The sequence below is a fragment of the Sphingomonas sp. Leaf10 genome, assembly GCF_001421245.1.
Classification (GTDB): Bacteria; Pseudomonadota; Alphaproteobacteria; order Sphingomonadales; family Sphingomonadaceae; genus Sphingomonas.
On the sequence record NZ_LMKE01000006.1, the window covers coordinates 210,112 to 225,981 of the forward strand.

At 68.7% G+C, this 15,870-nt stretch carries 20 protein-coding genes; 1 reads left to right on the forward strand and 19 read right to left on the reverse strand.

What is annotated here, in order from left to right:
* The 19 genes from ASE59_RS07445 to ASE59_RS07535 all read right to left on the reverse strand — a co-directional run bounded on the left by ASE59_RS07445 (nt 1) and on the right by ASE59_RS07535 (nt 14,956).
* A complete protein-coding gene (locus tag ASE59_RS07445) occupies nt 1–1,167 on the reverse strand; it encodes a flagellar hook protein FlgE (RefSeq protein WP_056454465.1) in 1,167 nt (388 codons plus the stop codon).
* Nucleotides 1,167–1,601 carry a flagellar hook assembly protein FlgD gene (locus tag ASE59_RS07450; RefSeq protein ID WP_056454468.1) on the reverse strand — a complete coding sequence of 145 codons (435 nt, stop codon included), beginning with the start codon at nt 1,599–1,601 and terminating at the stop codon, nt 1,167–1,169. The genes ASE59_RS07445 and ASE59_RS07450 overlap by 1 nt, the downstream gene beginning before the upstream one ends.
* Entirely contained in the window at nt 1,601–2,290 is a 690-nt protein-coding gene (locus ASE59_RS07455; protein ID WP_056454471.1) for a hypothetical protein, read from the reverse strand. The genes ASE59_RS07450 and ASE59_RS07455 overlap by 1 nt, the downstream gene beginning before the upstream one ends.
* Nucleotides 2,287–2,730 carry a hypothetical protein gene (locus ASE59_RS07460; RefSeq protein WP_056454474.1) on the reverse strand — a complete coding sequence of 148 codons (444 nt, stop codon included), beginning with the start codon at nt 2,728–2,730 and terminating at the stop codon, nt 2,287–2,289. Before ASE59_RS07460 ends, ASE59_RS07455 begins: the two co-directional genes overlap by 4 nt.
* On the reverse strand, nt 2,723–4,018 hold the full coding sequence (locus tag ASE59_RS07465) for a FliI/YscN family ATPase (RefSeq protein WP_056454477.1): 1,296 nt from the start codon (nt 4,016–4,018) through the stop codon (nt 2,723–2,725). The genes ASE59_RS07460 and ASE59_RS07465 overlap by 8 nt, the downstream gene beginning before the upstream one ends.
* Nucleotides 4,015–4,629, reverse strand: a complete 615-nt coding sequence (locus ASE59_RS19605) for a FliH/SctL family protein (protein WP_056454480.1) — start codon at nt 4,627–4,629, stop codon at nt 4,015–4,017. The genes ASE59_RS07465 and ASE59_RS19605 overlap by 4 nt, the downstream gene beginning before the upstream one ends.
* Before the next feature lies 1 nt (nt 4,630).
* The gene (locus tag ASE59_RS07475) at nt 4,631–4,921 is read right to left on the reverse strand and encodes a hypothetical protein (RefSeq protein WP_056454483.1); all 291 of its coding nucleotides are present in this window, start codon (nt 4,919–4,921) and stop codon (nt 4,631–4,633) included.
* Nucleotides 4,908–6,095 carry a flagellar basal-body MS-ring/collar protein FliF gene (gene fliF / locus ASE59_RS07480; protein ID WP_056454486.1) on the reverse strand — a complete coding sequence of 396 codons (1,188 nt, stop codon included), beginning with the start codon at nt 6,093–6,095 and terminating at the stop codon, nt 4,908–4,910. Before fliF ends, ASE59_RS07475 begins: the two co-directional genes overlap by 14 nt.
* Nucleotides 6,092–6,400, reverse strand: coding sequence for a flagellar hook-basal body complex protein FliE (locus tag ASE59_RS07485; protein WP_156359944.1), 309 nt, complete (start codon nt 6,398–6,400; stop codon nt 6,092–6,094). The genes fliF and ASE59_RS07485 overlap by 4 nt, the downstream gene beginning before the upstream one ends.
* Nucleotides 6,397–6,783 (reverse strand): flagellar basal body rod protein FlgC, encoded by a 387-nt coding sequence (locus ASE59_RS07490; RefSeq protein ID WP_056454489.1) that lies wholly within the window; start codon nt 6,781–6,783, stop codon nt 6,397–6,399. Before ASE59_RS07490 ends, ASE59_RS07485 begins: the two co-directional genes overlap by 4 nt.
* Nucleotides 6,783–7,127: a flagellar basal body rod protein FlgB gene (locus ASE59_RS07495; RefSeq protein ID WP_056454492.1), complete on the reverse strand. Its 345-nt coding sequence runs from the start codon at nt 7,125–7,127 to the stop codon at nt 6,783–6,785. Before ASE59_RS07495 ends, ASE59_RS07490 begins: the two co-directional genes overlap by 1 nt.
* 10 nt (nt 7,128–7,137) lie before the next feature.
* Nucleotides 7,138–8,262 carry a flagellar basal body P-ring protein FlgI gene (gene flgI, locus ASE59_RS07500; RefSeq protein ID WP_082458162.1) on the reverse strand — a complete coding sequence of 375 codons (1,125 nt, stop codon included), beginning with the start codon at nt 8,260–8,262 and terminating at the stop codon, nt 7,138–7,140.
* Nucleotides 8,262–9,206: a flagellar basal body L-ring protein FlgH gene (locus tag ASE59_RS07505; protein WP_056454495.1), complete on the reverse strand. Its 945-nt coding sequence runs from the start codon at nt 9,204–9,206 to the stop codon at nt 8,262–8,264. The genes flgI and ASE59_RS07505 overlap by 1 nt, the downstream gene beginning before the upstream one ends.
* 22 nt (nt 9,207–9,228) lie before the next feature.
* Nucleotides 9,229–10,002 (reverse strand): flagellar hook-basal body protein, encoded by a 774-nt coding sequence (locus ASE59_RS07510; RefSeq protein WP_056454498.1) that lies wholly within the window; start codon nt 10,000–10,002, stop codon nt 9,229–9,231.
* Entirely contained in the window at nt 9,999–10,646 is a 648-nt protein-coding gene (locus tag ASE59_RS07515) for a flagellar hook-basal body protein (RefSeq protein ID WP_056454501.1), read from the reverse strand. The genes ASE59_RS07510 and ASE59_RS07515 overlap by 4 nt, the downstream gene beginning before the upstream one ends.
* 325 nt (nt 10,647–10,971) lie before the next feature.
* Nucleotides 10,972–11,322 (reverse strand): hypothetical protein, encoded by a 351-nt coding sequence (locus tag ASE59_RS07520; RefSeq protein ID WP_056454504.1) that lies wholly within the window; start codon nt 11,320–11,322, stop codon nt 10,972–10,974.
* A gap of 80 nt (nt 11,323–11,402) precedes the next feature.
* Nucleotides 11,403–12,707 carry an amidohydrolase family protein gene (locus ASE59_RS07525; protein ID WP_056454507.1) on the reverse strand — a complete coding sequence of 435 codons (1,305 nt, stop codon included), beginning with the start codon at nt 12,705–12,707 and terminating at the stop codon, nt 11,403–11,405.
* Nucleotides 12,704–14,107, reverse strand: coding sequence for an amidohydrolase (locus tag ASE59_RS07530; protein ID WP_056454509.1), 1,404 nt, complete (start codon nt 14,105–14,107; stop codon nt 12,704–12,706). The genes ASE59_RS07525 and ASE59_RS07530 overlap by 4 nt, the downstream gene beginning before the upstream one ends.
* Nucleotides 14,108–14,149: 42 nt before the next feature.
* Nucleotides 14,150–14,956 (reverse strand): hypothetical protein, encoded by an 807-nt coding sequence (locus ASE59_RS07535; RefSeq protein WP_056454512.1) that lies wholly within the window; start codon nt 14,954–14,956, stop codon nt 14,150–14,152.
* A 125-nt stretch (nt 14,957–15,081) separates the two neighbouring features.
* Here ASE59_RS07535 and ASE59_RS07540 point away from each other — a divergent pair.
* Nucleotides 15,082–15,870: DUF4129 domain-containing protein (locus tag ASE59_RS07540; protein WP_056454515.1), on the forward strand; the 789-nt coding region annotated here is incomplete at its 3' end.

Consider the following 15,870-nt stretch of genomic DNA (forward strand, 5'->3'; position numbering starts at 1 on the left):
TCATCCCTGCCCCCGGATGCCGAACAGCTGCTGGATCATGTCGTTCGACACGCTGACGATCTGCGACGAAGCCTGGAATCCGCGCTGGATCAGGATCAGGTCGCCGAATTGCTGCGACAGGTCGACGTTCGACGCCTCCAGCCGCTTCGACCGCACCTGCCCGACACGCGGATCGTCGCTGGCGAGCAGCATCGACTGGCCGGCCTCGCGCTCGACGAACAGCCCGTCGCGTTGCTCCAGCCGCGTCGGATCGCGGAAATCGGCCAGCGCGATCGCGCCGCCATCGTGCCGTTGCCCATTCGAATAGGTCAGTTGCAGCTTGCCCGCGCTGTCGGGAGCGATGCCGGTGATCGTCCCCGCCGCATAGCCATCGACCTTCGCCGCGCGCAGCGTCGACACCTCGCCCCCCGAAAACGACGTGACGCCATTCGAGAAATTGAACTGCACCGTCAGGCCCGATGCCGTATCGGTAAAGTCGAGCTTCGCAGTCGCCGGATCGACGATGCCGGCGTTGAACTTCAGCAGCTGCGTACCGACCGTCGCGCCCTTGTCGTCGGTGACGGTCACCGTCCACCCGTCGGTTCCCTTGGCGAACCCCGCCTTCCACACATGCGCCGCACCGCTCGCGTCGAACACGCGAAGGTCGCTGACGGTATAGCTGGTCGCGGTCGACGACAGATTGTCGGCAAAGGTCACCGCCGTCGTCGCCCTGGGCGCGCTGGTCCGGCGCGCATCGACCGACAGGCTGACCGCGCGACCGTTCGCATCCAGCGTCGCCAAGCGGTAATTCGTCCCGCTCAGCACGATGAACCCGGCCGGATCGACCTCGAAACTGCCGGTCCGCGCGTACAGCGTCCGATCGCCGTCGAGCAGCACGAGGAAGCCGTTGCCATCGACCGACAAATCGAGATCGCGGTCGGTGCTGCGCAACTCGCCTTGTTTGAAATTCAGCGTGCCGTCATCGACCTCGACGCCATAGCCGTCACTACCGCCCTGCCCGGTCAGCGACATGCCGCCGCGATCGGGCGTCGCGTACAGATTGTGGAAACTGACCGTCGATCCCTTGAACCCGGTCGTGTTCAGGTTCGACACGTTGTTGCTGACCTGCTGCAACCCTTTCGAATAGGCGTTGAGGCCGCTCAGGCCGATATAGATCGCGCCGAACATCAATTCTTCTCCCGGATCTGGACGATATTGCCGATGGCAAGGCCGGCGATGGTGCGTTTGTCGTCGGTTTCGATGGTGATGCTGGGCGTGCCGCTCGACAGGGCGATGGCGGTGACCATGCCCGACAGCGTCGCCGATCCGGCGGCGATATCGACCCGCTTGCCGAGCAGCCCGGTCGCCTGATTGGTCGCCTGCATCGCGGTCAAGGCCTGCAACCGCTCATTCGCGGTCTGCCCCTGCTGGACCTGCGAGAATTGCGCGAGCTGCGAGACGAACTGGAAATTGTCCATCGGCTTCAACGGGTCCTGATAGGTCAGCTGCGTCAGGATGATCTTGAGCAGCGCATCGAAGCCGAGGCCGAAGGCATTGGTCGCACTCTGGGCGGGACTGGCCTCGCTGCCTGACGTGACGGACGAAACGGGGGCGGTCTGCATCAGCGTGCTTCCTGTCGGGTGCCGGACATGGCGGTGATGGTGATGTGCGCGGGCGCATAGCCATGCGCGGCAAGCAGGGCGGCGACCTCGTCGGCCAGGGCCGCGCGGTCGCGTTCGTCCAGCCCGGCGACCTGCGCGACGACCTCGACGCCGTGTGCCACCGCCTGCACCACGACCGCCACGAACGAGCCGGTCGGGATCGGACGCTGGCGGACCGGCGGCCGGGGCTGGACCGGTGCAGCCGTGATCGCGCGGGACGATGGCGCGCGCGGCGCGGTGACGGTTGCCGTCGCCGGCAATGGTGCCACGAACTGCGGCGCAGTCGACTTGGCAACGGCCGGCAGCATCGGTGCTACGACGGGTGCTGGCGTTTTCGTATCGGCGACCGGCGTGGCGACGGAAGCGGCTGGCCCCTCGACCGAAGACACCACCGGAACCTCGGTGGCCGGCTCGACCGACGCCCCCGACAACACCGTCGCAACCACCGCTGCCGGCATCGCGACCGACGTGCCGAAGAACCCGTCCTGATTGAACCGCTCGGCCTGTACCTCGATCTTCGTCGCCGATGCCGGCTCCACGGCAAGCAAGTCGGCAAAACGCAGCGTCGGCACCGCGACGACCGGCACGCCCGCCACCATCGGCTCCTCGCCCCGGAAACCGGTCGGCAGGTCGGTCAGCGGCGGGATCATCGCTGAATCCACTTCAGCGCCGCGCGATCGGTGATCGCCATTAACGCGCGTTCGTCGGCATGACTGCGCGCCTTCCGCACGGCGGCATCGGCCTGCGTCGCGACTGCCTCGTTCCGCGCCTGTTCCCGGCGCGTCGTCTCCGCCGCCGCTTCGGTTGCCCGCGCCGCTGCCCGCCGCGTTTCCGCGGCCGACGTCTGCGCTTCGGAACGGGCTGTCAGCACCCGCGCATACGCCCCGCCCAGCGCCGGATCGAACCGTTCGCGCACCTGCCGCTGCCACGCATCCGCCGCATCGATCAACGCGCTATCGGCCGCCGCCAGGGCATGCTCGGCGTCACGCTCCGCCAACACCGTCCGGCGATGCTCTGCCTGCGCACAATCGACCCGCAACGCCGCGATCGTCCGCAGCGCCCGCCACGCGCGCCCTACGCGATCAGCCATGCCGTTTCCCCTGCGCCAGTGTGGTCAGATGTCGCAGCGTTTCGGCGAAGGGCACGGCCACGCCCTGCTCCTGCCGCAGGAACGCACTGATCCCGTCGCGCGCGGCAATCGCCGCATCGATCGCCGGGTTCGCCCCCGCCTGATACAGTCCGCTGTCGATCATCACCCGTGCTTCGTCATAGGTGGCAAGGTGCGCGGTCGCCGCCCGCGCCGCCGCTGCATGGGCGGGCGTCATCAGCCGCACCGCCTGTCGGCTGATGCTCCGGATCGGATCGATCGCCGGGAAATGCCCGCGATCGGCCAAGGTTCGCGACAACAGGATGTGCCCGTCGAGCAACGCCTTCATTGTCTCCACGATCGGGTCGTCGATCTCGTCGGTTTCGCTGAGCACGGTCATGATCGCGGTGATCGCGCCACCGGAGCGCACCGCGCCGCACCGTTCGACGATGCGCGGCAGGGCGGCGAAGACATTGGGGGTGTAAGCGCGCACCGTCGGCGGCTCCCCCGCCGCCAGGCCGATTTCGCGAAGCGCCATCGCCAACCGGGTGATCGAATCCACGACCAGCAGCACATGCTCGCCCCGGTCGCGCCAATATTCCGCAAGGCACAAGGCGGTCGACACCGCCCGCGCGCGCATCGCCGCGCTCTCGTCCGACGTCGCGGCGACCAGCGTCGCCGCCTCGCCCCGCGACGACAGCGCCTGCCAGAACCCCGACACCTCACGCCCGCGCTCGCCGACCAGACAGACGATGCGCCGTGTCGCCTCGGTCTGCGCGACGATCTGTTCGATCAGGCTGGTCTTGCCGACCCCGCTCGCCGCGAAGACGCCGATGCGCTGTCCCTTCCCCAGCGTCAGCAACCCGTCGATCGCCCGCACCCCGGTTTCCAGCAGCGCGGTAGGAGCGATGCGGTCGAGCGCCCCCGGTGCTACGCCGCGCGGGGCGACGCGCGGGTCGGGCCGGATCGCCGCCCCGCCATCGATCGGCCGGCCCAGCGCATCGATCGCACGCCCGCCATAGCCGTCGCCGACCCCGACGCCGTTATGCGTAACCGGCTCGACGCGCGTGCCGATCGGTACGGCTTTGCCGTCCTCGACCGGTACCAGCACCAGTGTATCGGCATCGACCGCCGCGACCTCGGCCAGCAGCCCGCCGACCCGACATAGCGCGCCGACCGTCGCCATCGGTCCGCTTGCCTCGATCCGGCCGGGCATCACCCGCCGCACCTCGCCATAGGGCAAGGCGAGATCGAGCTCGGCAATTCGGGTGAGGAAGCGATGTTCGGTCATGCCCTGGCCATTTCGTCCAGCGCCTGTGCGATCGCCGCCCATTGCTGCGGCACGTCGAGGTCGATCTGCCCCAACCGCACGCCAATCCGGCACGCCCCCGATGGCAAACCGGGATCGATCGTGACTTGGCCGTGCCCGGCCAGTGACGCCGCGTCGGTAAAATCATTGCCGCTCACCCGCACCGTCAGCCCGGTCCGGTCGCGCAACTTCCCCAGCCGGTGGTCGAGGGCATCGACGACCATCGCCGCCATCGCCTCGGGCCGGGCAAACACCCGGTCGAGGCAGGCGCGCGCGAGTGCCGCGGCAAGGCCATCGAGCGCCTGCAACCGTTCGGACAGACGCTGCGCTTCCGCCGCCAGTCCTTTGGCCAGCAGGTCGGCCCGCTCGTGCTCGCTACGTTCGACCGACGCGATCCCGGCCTTGCGCCCTTCCGCCAGACCCTCCTCGCGCGCCTTGGCGATCGCGATCCTGGCCGCCTCCGCCGCCCGGACCGCATCCGCGCGCAATGCCGCGAGTTCGGCGCGCAGACGCTCGGCTTCGTCAATCGCCACCGTCGGCGGCGCAACGAGTGCGCGAACCGAGGTAGCATCGGTCGGTTTGAGCACCGCCATGTCAGCGCCCCCCGATCGCGCCGCGCAACCGGCCGAGCAGCGACGGCCCCGGTCCCGGCAGAACCGGCGTGGCGAACGCTTCCGCCGCCTTGGCCAGCGCTACCCGCCCGGCGGCCGTCATCGCTTCGCCCGGATCGGCCAGCCGCGCCGCGATATCGGCAGCAAACGGCGTCGCTAGCGGCACCGCCTCGACCCGCAGCCGCTCGGCCGGAGTCAGCCGCGCCAGCACCGCGCGCCGATCGGCCGGCGGCAACGCGCGCAACCGTGCGATCGGATCGTCAGCCGGCGACATGCTCGCCCCCCTCCGGCTCGATCCGCCGCCGCAGCAAAGCCGCGAACGCTTCCTGTTCGGCACCCGACAACCGCGTCGCCCGCATCCGACGCAGCGCCACGGCGATCAGGGCAAAGACACCCAATGCCGCCAGCGCCCATGGCCACCATGCCGGCGCCGCCACCGGCTCGCTCGCCACGATCGGCGGCACATAGGTCGGCACCGTCGGCGCGACCGGTGGCGCGGATGTGCCCGTTTCGAACGACAGCGTATCGCCCTGCGCATCGTCCAGCCCGACCGCCGGCCGGATCGCCCCCGCCAGTGCCGCCTGCTCGCCCGCATCCAGCGGCTTGGGCGTCACCAGCGTGATGCGCAGCCGGAAATTGCGTGCGCCGTCCGCCTCGCCCGGCGTCCAGTTCGCCGGATCGACGATCGCATCGCCCTGCGCCAGCACCTCGACGCGCAGTTCGTGGCGCAGGCCGGGCCGGACGCCTTCGATCGCGGCGCGGGCACGGGCCTTGTAATAATTCTCGACCGCCGTCGTCGCATCGCCCTCGACTGGCTGCGGCGCGGCATCGGCGCTGACGACCCGGCCGTCGGCATCGAGCACCACCACGCGTTGGGCGGGCAGGTCGGGCACGGCGGCCGCGACCAGTCGCTGGATTCCGGCCACCTTCGCCGCATCGGGCGCCGCAGCCTCCCGCATCTGCACCGTCACCGCCGCGCTCGGTTCGATCCGGTCGTCGCGGAACAGCGTGCGTTCGGGCAGCGCGAGGTGGACGCGCGCGCTTTCCACGCCGTCCATCAGTGCGATGGTGCGGACCAGTTCCCCCTGCAACGCGCGCTGGTAATTGATCTTCTGGGCGAAGTTGGTCAGGCCCATGTCGGACTTGTTGAACAGTTCGAACCCGACCTCGCCCACATCGGCCCGGACCATCGCCAGCCGCGTCGCATCCGCCTCGCCGCTCGGCACCAGCACCGTCGTGCCCCCGTCGCGCAGTTCATAGGGCGTACCGCGCTTGTCGAGTTCGGCGACGATCGCCGCCGCCTCCCCCGGCCGGACATGATCGGCCAAGGTTGAATATCCGTCGCGCAAAAACGCCCAATACGCCCCGCCAAGCAACCCCAGCACGACCACGAACACGCCACCGATCAACATCCATTGCCGGCGCGGCGAAGGAGCAGCGTCGCTCATAGCTGCATGTTCATCAGGTCGCGATATCCCTCGACCAGCCGGGCGCGGACCTGCATCGCCAGTTCGACCGACAGCCGCGCTTCCTCCAGCGCCATCCTCACCTGATGAATGGGCACGCTGTCATCGACCGCGAAGCGCCGCACCAGCGCGTCGGCCGCGTCGAGCTTGGCATCCAGCGCGTGCAGCCCCGACAGCAGCAACGCCCCGAACCCCTGCGCCGGCGGCGGCGGCGGGGCGACCGGCCCCAGTTGCAGCGCCAGCGGCGCGGCGGTCACCCCGGCCAGTGGCGGGATCGCCCCGCTCACGACTGCTTCCCCAGATCGAGCGCACGCGCGTACAGCTGGTGCGCGATCCCCATCGCGGTCAAATTCGCCTCATAGGCGCGCGCGGTGCGGATCATCAGCGCCATTTCGCCGGCCTGATCGAGATCGGGATATTCAACGAACCCCTCGGCATCGGCCTGCAAATGGCCGGGTTCGTGGACGCGGCGCACCCCGTTCGCGACCGGTTGCAACCCCGTGACGCCGACCCCCGATCGCACCAGCGACCCGAAGCCCGCCATCGGTCCGGTCAGCAGCCGCTGCGCGCGGTACCCGGTGGTATTGGCGTTCGCGATGTTCGCGGCGATGACCTGCAAACGCTGCCATTCGACGTCTAGGCCGGTACGGCTGATCCGGGCGGCGTCCATCAGCGCCCGCCCGCGATCGCGGCGCGCATCAGCCCCATCTCGCGCCCCAGCACGTCGATCAGCGCGGCGAAGCGCAGCGACGTTTCCGAAGCGGTGGCGAGTTCGAGGTCGAGCCGCGCTTCGGTCCCGAACGCCGGCGTCACGCCCCACGACGTTACCGGCCGGACGCCCGCGACCGCATCGGCACCCCGCCCGGCGGCGCTGCGCAGCGCTCCTTCGAAATCGACCCGCATCGGCCGGTATCCCGGCGAATTGGCGTTGGCGATATTCGCCGCGGTCGCCTCGGCCCGGGCGGTCAGCCCGTCGAGCGCCCTGGCGATGACGACCGATGTCAGCGCATCCATTTGAACTTCCTCACTTTACGATCAAATCGGCGTGCAAGGCGCCGGCGGCCTTGATGGCCTGCAGGATGCCGATCATCCGCTGGGTATCGACGCGGGCGCGCGACAGGCCCTGCACCAGATCGGCGATGGTGGTGTTGGCGAAGCGGATGGTCGCGTCGCCGCTGCCCTGCCGCACGTCCAATTTGGTGTTGGTGACGATCAGGCTGCGGACGCCCGCACCCGCTTCAACGTCGCTGGCGAAGCCGGCATAGAAATCGGGCTGCGACGCGAAATTATCGGCCACGACCGACACCTTGATATCGCCCTGCGCGATCACGACCGACGACAGCGTCACGTCGCCGCCCGCCACGACGGTGCCGGTGCGTTCGTTGATGACCACGCGGCGCGTCGCCGCCGGCTCGACCCCGACATTCTCGATCGCCGCCAGAAACCCGGTCAGCCCGGCCGCGCCGCCGCCATAACGCACCCGCACCTCATCGGCGTTGCGCGCCCATGCCACACCCGCGCCGAAGCGCCGCACGATCCCGGCCGCGACGCGTTCGGCGGTCTCGAAACTCGGATCGGCCAGCAGGAACGACACCTCTCCACCGGGTTTCAGGATATTGCTGTCGACCGCCGTCTCGATCGTCGCGCCGCCTTCGAGGATCGCGGAGGTCGGATAATTGCGCTGTTCGCGGTTCAGATCGCTGTCGAAGCGATGCCCGCCGACCAGCAGCGGTCCCTGCGCCAGCGCATAGGGTTTGCCATCCGGCCCCAGCAGAGGCGTCATCACCAGCGTACCGCCGGCCAGACTGCGTGCATCGCCGATCGATGCGATCGTCGCGTCGATCCGGTCGCCGACATTGGCGGAGGGCGGCAACATGCCGGTCACCATCACCACCGCGACGTTGCGGCTGCTGATCTCCGCCTCGGCGACATTGGTGCCCAGGCGATTGAGGACATTGCGCAGCGCCTGCCGCGTCACGACGCTGCGCCGTGTATCGCCCGATCCGGACAGGCCGACGACCAGCCCATATCCGACCAGCGCATTCTGTCGCCAGCCATCGAACCGGCCGAGCGCCTTGATCGGCACCGACTGCGCACCCGCCGGCCCGGCCAGCAGCAACAGCGGCGCAAGTGCGAAGAGGAACCGCATCAACCCAGCCCCAACGCGCCGAACAGGCGATTGAGCAGCCCCGGCCGGCTGCCGCGCGATACGAAGCCGCGCCCGCCATAATCGATCTCGGCATCGGCGATGCGCGACGACAACACGCTGTTGTCCGGCCCGATATCGGCCACGCGGATACGCCCGCGCACCCCGACCTCGGTCCGCTCGCCATTGATCGCCATGCGTTGCCGCCCGGTGACGATCAGGTCGCCATTGGGCAGTACCGCGCTGACCGTCGCGCTCAACCGCGTGACCAGCCGCTCGCTGCGCCGTGCCTCGCCCCGCCCGGTAAAGCCACCACCCAAGGCTGCGCGACCGCCCTCGCTGAGCGATCCGGCATCGATCGACGCCGACACATCGGTCGCCTTGCGCGTCGCATTCTGCGCCGAATTGCTGGCATCGGCGCTTTGAAAGACGACGATGGTCAGCGCATCGCCGACCTGCGCCGCCCGCTGATCGGTGGCAAGCGCGCCCCAGCCGCCCGGCCGATACAGGTCGTCGCCAACCGCAAGCGGCGCGGCGAACACCTGCCCCTGTCCGTCGCGCACGAACACCGATCGCCCCGACCTGCCGGGTTGCAGCGTCGTCACCGGCCGCTCGATCATGACCGGCCCCGCGACCGAGCGCAGCGTCAGGTCGCTACCGTGCGGCAAGACCGGTTCCGGCGTCCAGTCGCGGCGCACCGGCGCAGGGGCCAAAAAGGTGATGGCAACGGTGCCGGTCCCGCCGACCTGCATGCCCGTCACCCGCCGCACCATCGCCGCGACCGTCGTCGCCGGCAACGTCATCTGCCGCCGCCCGACCGGCAGGCGCAGCACGACCTGCCGCCCCGCTTCGCCGGCGCCCTGCACCAGATCGGCGAGCGTCACCTCGCGCACGCGCACCTTCGCTTCGGCCACGAGCATCAGCCCGGCCGCCACCGTCATCAGCATTGTCCGTTTCCCCGTGTCCGCGTCAGCGCCGAAGCGTGTTCGCGATCCCCATCATCTGGTCGGCCGCCTGCAATATCTGCGCATTCGCCGCATAGGCGCGCTGGACCAGCATCATCCGCACCATCTCTTCGGTCAGTTGCACGTTCGACCGCTCGACCGCGCCCTGGATCACCTGCCCCGCGCCATCCTCGCCCGGCACCAGTTCCTCAAGGCGCGCGCCATCGGCGACCCGGTACAACCCGCCATCCATCCGCGTCACGTCCGCCGCGTCGTTCAGCCGGACCAGCCGGATCTGCCCCAGTTCGACCGGCGCCGCGCCGTCGGCCCCCTGTGCCCGCACCGTGCCATCGCCGCTGATCGTCAGTGCGGTCACATCGTCGGGCACGGTGATATTGGCCTTCAGTGCAAAGCCACCCGCGCCGGTCAGCGCACCATCGTCGCCGACCCGCAACCGCCCGCCGCGCCACAACACGCTCTGCCCGTCCGGCCCCATCAATTCGATGAAGCCCGTCCCATCGATCGCCACGTCCATCGCCGCGCCGGTCCGCTGCAACTCGCCGGGATCGTTCAGCATGAACTGCAAATCCAGCGCCACCCCGGCCAGGGTCGGCGCCGCCGATTGCAGATCGGCGGGCAGCAACATCGCATCGGGCCGGCTGGCGACGACATCCGCAAAGCGTATTTCCGACCGCTTGAAACCGGACGTGTTGATGTTCGAAATGTTATTGGCGATCGCATCCAGCGCCAGCTGTTGCGTGCGCAACCCGATCGCACCGATCTGATAGGCGTCGCTCATCCCCGGCCTCCAAAGGTGGTGGCGGCACGGCCCATCAGCTCGTCATATAGCTGGATCAGCCGCGCGCCGCTTTCCGCCTGCCGCATCGCGACCATCGTCTGGGTCATTTCGTCGCCCAGCGTCACGTTCGACGCTTCGAGCATCCCGGTCCGCACCTCGGCCCCGTCGCTCTCGACCATGGCCTGCCCGGTAAAGAAGCTCTCACCGACCGCGATCATGCCTGCGGGATCGTCGCAGCGTTCGATGGAGATGCGCGCCTTGTCGATGGTCGCGCCGTCCAGCACCAGATCGCCGCCGCCCGCCTGTTGCAGGACATAGCCCTGCGGCGTCACCAGCGCGCCATCGGCGTCGCGGCGGAACTGCCCCTGCCGCGTGTAAAGCGTGCGTTCGCCGTCGCGGACGCGGAAATATCCGTCGCCGCTGATCGCCATGTCGAACGGATTGCCCGTCTCGGTCAGCGAAGCCTGCGCTGCATCGATCCGCATCGCCAGCGCAACGTCGCTACGCGCCGCGACTGTATCGGCAAAGCCGATCCGCCGCTTATACCCCGGCGTTGCCACGTTCGCGATATTATGTGCCGCGACATCGAGCCGTGCCTGCGCCATGCGCATCACCGCCGTCGCCGAATCCACCAACCCCGTCATGCCCCAACCCCGCCAAACCCGCGATGCGACGCTGATGCCGCATCGTTTAGCGAACGAACAGGAGAAGCGAATCCGCTTCGGAGCGGCGTTTCCTCCAAAGCGGATATGTCGGGGATTAAAGGGCGATCGCGAGGTTCGACGAAACGCGGACGTCATGCCAGCGAAGGCTGCCCCCCCCCGGTAATGGCTCGCAAAGCCGCCACGAAAGCCCCAATCTCGGGGCGCGTCTACGTCCGGCAACGGCGGCCCTGTGAGAGCCAATTCATCGTCACCCGCAGCCTGACCCGGGGCGACGATATCGGTTGGGACCGGAACGCGACCGAGTTTACCGCTGCGCCGCCGGCTGCGGCGTGAAGCTGGTCACGTTCGCCATGCCGTTCGCGCCGAACGTGATGACATGCCGCGATCCTTCCTTACAGGTCGCGACCCAGCTGCCCGGTTGTTCGCCGCGTTCCGACGCGGTTACGCCCTGACATGGCAACCCCGCGTCGCGGATCGCGCGGATGAACACGCCTTCGCGCTGGCCGGGGGCGAGAGCATCGACCTTTGCGGCCATTGCCGTCGCTTCCTGCGCATTGGCGATCGCCGCCTGATTGGCCGCCGCCTGCTGCTCGGCGCTCGGCCCGCAGGCCGCCAGCATCAGCGATCCACCCAGCATCACCAGCAACCCACGCATGTTTCCGTCTCCCAAGGGTGCCGCCGACGCGGCCACCGTCCGTTACGGACAATCAACGACCGCGCCGACGGTTCCCCGGATCAGTGCTGATACGCCTTGGGCAGTCCCTGTTCCTCGGGCACCAGATAACGGTTGCGCAGCCGCGTCTGGCGGTTGGTCAGCGGTTGTTCGACCCCGTCGATGAACAACTGCGTCGGCACCGACCCGATCTCCAGCGGATCGCCGTCCCAGATCACCACGTCGCCGCGTCGTCCGGCAGCCAGCGTCCCGATTTCCGCGTCCATGCCGATCGCGCGCGCCGGCAGCGAGGTGATCGTCGCGAACGCCGCCCCCCAATCCAGCCCGGCCGCCCCCGGAATCTTCGACAGCGCGACCAGATTGCCGGCATATTGCCGAACCAGCCGTGCCTGCCGCGCTTCATCGTCGCCGATCATGCCGATGCCGACCGTCACGCCCGCCGCCTTCATCCGCCCGATATTGGACTGGGTCGCGGCCAGTTGCTCGAAGCTGGCGGGCAGGTCGGCCAGCGCACTGGCGAGGACCGGCACGCCCGCCGCCGCGATCTGTTGCGCGACCGTCCAGCCCTCGGCCGCACCGACCAGCACCGGCTTCAATCCGGCGAACTCGCGCTTCAGCGCCAGCACGCCGAGAATGTCGGACGCCCGCTCGACATGGATCAGCAGCGGGACCTGTCCCGACAGCACGCCCTGCAACGCCTGCGCATCGGCACGGGTCAGCAGCGCTTCCTTGCCGCGATCGGCGAAGCTCGCCGGGTTGCGGCCGTACGCCTGCGCCTCGAACAGCGCGTTGCGGAACATCGCCATCGCCGCCGGTCGGCTGCCGCCTGCGGCGCGTGCGCCCGCCTCGCCCCATTCCATGAACTGGAAGGCGCGCGGACGGGTGACCGCGTCCATGTCGTTGCCCAGATCGATGACCGCGCCCTGTCCGGCGAAGATCGACCCGCCATTGTCGGGCGCGACCACCGCGCGGGTGACGCCGTCGGTGCGGTTGATCGCGATCGGTGTCGCGCGCGGGTTCAGGCCGGCGGTCACGTCCAGCCCGGCATTGAACACGCTCTCGCGCGCCGATGCATCGTTGGTCGTGCCGACGCCATCGACCTCGACGATGCCGAGGCGCGTGAAGCCCGCGACGATGCCCGGCGTGACATAGCGCCCGCCCGCATCGATCGTCCTGCCCCCGCCAGCGGCAGCGCCGCGTCCTGCCGACACGACCCGCCCGCCGCGAATGACGACGGTGCCGCCCTCGACCGGGGCCGATCCGTCGCCCAGCACCAGCCGGGCATTGGTGATGGTCACATCCTGCGCAGCGGCAGGCGCGACCGTGGTGCTGCCGGCAAGCAGCGCGGCAAGGATCAGGCGCTTCACTTCACATCCCCTTCGCCGGGCTGGCCAAGTTCGAAATCGGACACCGGCCGCAGCCGCGGATTGTTCGCGTCGTAGAGCAGCGCGCCATCGACCCACACCATTTGCGGGCGGGTATAGACGCTGAACGGATCACCGTTCCACAACACGACATCGGCCATCTTGCCGGCTTTGAGCGAGCCAGTGACCTTGTCGATGCCCAGCGCCCGCGCCGGATTGATGCCCAGCCACGTCCAGGCATGTTCGGGCGTGACCGCCATGCCCGCACGCTTGGCCGACGCCATCACCTTCGCCACTTCCTGATTCAGCCGCTGGATACCATTCGCGTCGTCCGAATGGATCATCGCGCACGCGCCCTGCTTGTCGAGGATCGGCAAATTCTCGCCGATCGCGTCATAGCTTTCCATCTTGAAGCCATACCAGTCGGCCCACACCGCCGAGCACACGCCCTGCGCCTTCAGCAGATCGGCGATCTTGTAGCTTTCGACGGCATGGTGAAATGCGGTGACCTTGTATCCCATCTCCTTCGCCATATCCATGACGATCGCCATTTCATCGGCGCGGTAGCAGTGGTTGTGGACGAGGATCTCGCCGTCCAGCACCCCGCGCAGCGTATCCATGGCAAGGTCGCGCGACGGCGCCTCGCCGCCATCCGCCTCATACTTGTCCCACTTGCGATCATACTCCTTCGCGCGCAGCCATGTCGCGCGATCGACCGCCAGATTGCCCATCCGGGTCGAGGGCATCCGCCCCTTCGACCCATAGACGCGCTTGGGGTTCTCGCCGCACGCCATCTTGAGGCCGTAGGGCGCGCCGGGGAACTTCATCGCCTGCATCGTCCGGCCATAGACGTTCTTCAGCGTCACCGACCGCCCGCCCATCAGGTTCGCCGAGCCCGGCAGGATCTGCAGCGTCGTCACCCCGCCATTGGTCAGCGCGCGCGAGAAACCGGGGTCCTGCGGCCAGACACTGTGTTCGGCCCAGACATCGGCGGTGACCGGCCCGGTCATCTCGTTGCCGTCGCTGTGCGCCTCGACACCGGGGCTGGGATAGTCGCCCAGATGGCTGTGCACGTCGATGATGCCAGGCGTCACCCATTTGCCCTGCCCGTCGATCACCGTCACGCCATCGGCGGCGGCGATCGACTGGCCGACTTCGACGATCCTGCCGTCGCGGAACAGCACCGATCCCTTATCGATCCGCCCGCCCTCGCCATCATAGATGGTGACGTTGGTCACCAGCGTCGCCCGCCCCGGATAGGCGCGGTAGGTCGACGGATACGGGTCATGGTCATAGCCCTTGCCCGCACCCGGCCCCTTGCCCTTCGGCGCATCGGCCGAGGCCGACCGAACCTCCTTGTTGTCGCCGGTACAGGCGACCAGCCCGGCGGCGAGCGCCACCATCGTCAATGTTCGGATCACGCCTTACTCCCTTTTTTATAATGTTCAGGCGAACACCGCTTCGAGGTCATGGCTGCCCATGCCCTCCTTCGCGGTACGCACCTCGTGATAGACGGCGGCGGGCAGTGCGGCCTGCACCATGCCGACCAGCGTACCGCCAATCGCGCCGACGATCGCCCGCGGCCAAACGCCGTCCGCGCCACCGATGGCAAAGGCCAGCCCCTGCCCCAGCCCGGCGAACAACGACCACACGACCAGCAGGATCAGCAGCAACAGCAACAGCCGCCAACGCATCCCGCGCATCAATTCGCCGCTGCGTCCGAAGCTGTCGAACACGCCACGCGCCTCGCCGATCATGACCGGCAGGATGACGAACCATGTCAGCACCAGGATGATGCCCGGTACCACCAGGAACAGAAACCCGACGACGATGCCGATCACGCTCAGCAGGAAAAGCGCCAGCCCCGGCAACAGCCGCCGCCCGGCCAAGGCGAAGGTCGCTGCCGGATCGAGTGCACGACCGGCCAACGTGTCGAGCGCGAGCCGGGTCAGCGCCAGTTGCAGCAACGTCCAGACAACCGCGCCGACGATCCCGCCCCCCGCGAACACTGTCCACATGCCGGTCAGATCGTTCCCGAGCAGCGGCGGCAGCAACGACGACGGCGCGTTGAGCAGAAAGCTGGCCGAAAGGAAGATCAGCGGCGCGCCACCGACCGCGCCGAAACTGTTGGAGATGACGCGACCAATGCCGAACGCGTGGGGCGATCGCCGCCCCTCCATCCACGCCCCGACGAGAATGATCGCCAGCGCGACCAGCGGCAACAACAAAACCAGCATTCCGAACGCCAGCATCTATTCCGTCCCCCCGATGCCTGCCCCGGCATCGCCCGAAAGTCTGGGTGGAAAAGCGTTGCATGTAAATCGGCGATTTGCTCCAAGCAGGGCACACGCCGCGGGGGCGTACCGAAAGGACGGACGTGGCGCGGGGGCAGATCGCGGACAGCGTGAACAATGCCGCGTCGGCACCGCCCGGACTCGATTCCGATCGGGTCAGCGCCGCGTGGAAGGCGATCCGCGCCGATCCGTCGATCCAGTTCAACCTGCCCGAAAAGGCGATCGAGCCACGCAATCCGCCGCCCGGCTGGTTGAAACCGGTGCTGCGCGCGATCGGTGATTTCATCCAATGGGTCGGCGGCGGATGGCAGCTGATCCTGTGGATCATCGGCATCGCCATCGCCGTCGCGCTCCTGTTCGCACTGGTCCCCGGCCTGCGTGACTGGCTGCGCGAACGCTTCGCCGGCAAGGCCGTGGCTGAAGAACCGCAATGGGCGCCGACCGAGACCCGCGCCCGTGCGCTGCTGGAGGATGCCGACGCGTTCGCCGCCGCCGGGCGGTTCGACGAAGCCGTCCATCTGCTGCTATTCCGCAGCATCGACGACATCGTCGCATGGCGCGGCGACGTGGTCCGCCCGGCCGATACCAGCCGCGACATCGCCCGCGCCGACGCGCTGCCGCCCGCCGCGCGTGGCGTCTTCGCCGGCATCGTCGCCGCGGTCGAACGCAGCCTGTTCGGCGGGCGCGCGCTGGATGCAGGCGAATGGCAGCAGGCCCGCGCCGACTATGCCGGCTTCGCGCTGAAGGGTGCCAGAGCAGATCGACATGCTCCCCTCCCTGGAAGGGAGGGGCTGGGGGTGGGTCGGCCCGAGAGGATCCCGGAGCGTGCCACAATGGACCCCCCCCCCCCCCCCCCCCCCCCCCCCCCCCCC

Bases quoted from the DNA above. Each gene is read 5' to 3' on its own strand.
- ASE59_RS07530 (WP_056454509.1), bottom strand. From the start codon at position 14,107: ATGGTGGCGCTCGCCGCCGGGCTGGTCGCCTGTACCGGCGACAACAAG.
- ASE59_RS07445 (WP_056454465.1), bottom strand. From the start codon at position 1,167: ATGTTCGGCGCGATCTATATCGGCCTGAGCGGCCTCAACGCCTATTCG.
- ASE59_RS07520 (WP_056454504.1), bottom strand. From the start codon at position 11,322: ATGCGTGGGTTGCTGGTGATGCTGGGTGGATCGCTGATGCTGGCGGCC.
- ASE59_RS07515 (WP_056454501.1), bottom strand. From the start codon at position 10,646: ATGACGGGGTTGGTGGATTCGGCGACGGCGGTGATGCGCATGGCGCAG.
- ASE59_RS07505 (WP_056454495.1), bottom strand. From the start codon at position 9,206: ATGCTGATGACGGTGGCGGCCGGGCTGATGCTCGTGGCCGAAGCGAAG.
- ASE59_RS07490 (WP_056454489.1), bottom strand. From the start codon at position 6,783: ATGGACGCCGCCCGGATCAGCCGTACCGGCCTAGACGTCGAATGGCAG.
- ASE59_RS07450 (WP_056454468.1), bottom strand. From the start codon at position 1,601: ATGCAGACCGCCCCCGTTTCGTCCGTCACGTCAGGCAGCGAGGCCAGT.
- ASE59_RS07460 (WP_056454474.1), bottom strand. From the start codon at position 2,730: ATGGCTGATCGCGTAGGGCGCGCGTGGCGGGCGCTGCGGACGATCGCG.
- ASE59_RS07535 (WP_056454512.1), bottom strand. From the start codon at position 14,956: ATGCTGGCGTTCGGAATGCTGGTTTTGTTGTTGCCGCTGGTCGCGCTG.
- ASE59_RS07495 (WP_056454492.1), bottom strand. From the start codon at position 7,127: ATGGATGCGCTGACATCGGTCGTCATCGCCAGGGCGCTCGACGGGCTG.
- ASE59_RS07465 (WP_056454477.1), bottom strand. From the start codon at position 4,018: ATGACCGAACATCGCTTCCTCACCCGAATTGCCGAGCTCGATCTCGCC.
- flgI (WP_082458162.1), bottom strand. From the start codon at position 8,262: ATGCGGTTCCTCTTCGCACTTGCGCCGCTGTTGCTGCTGGCCGGGCCG.
- fliF (WP_056454486.1), bottom strand. From the start codon at position 6,095: ATGAGCGACGCTGCTCCTTCGCCGCGCCGGCAATGGATGTTGATCGGT.
- ASE59_RS07455 (WP_056454471.1), bottom strand. From the start codon at position 2,290: ATGATCCCGCCGCTGACCGACCTGCCGACCGGTTTCCGGGGCGAGGAG.
- ASE59_RS07510 (WP_056454498.1), bottom strand. From the start codon at position 10,002: ATGAGCGACGCCTATCAGATCGGTGCGATCGGGTTGCGCACGCAACAG.
- ASE59_RS07475 (WP_056454483.1), bottom strand. From the start codon at position 4,921: ATGTCGCCGGCTGACGATCCGATCGCACGGTTGCGCGCGTTGCCGCCG.
- ASE59_RS19605 (WP_056454480.1), bottom strand. From the start codon at position 4,629: ATGGCGGTGCTCAAACCGACCGATGCTACCTCGGTTCGCGCACTCGTT.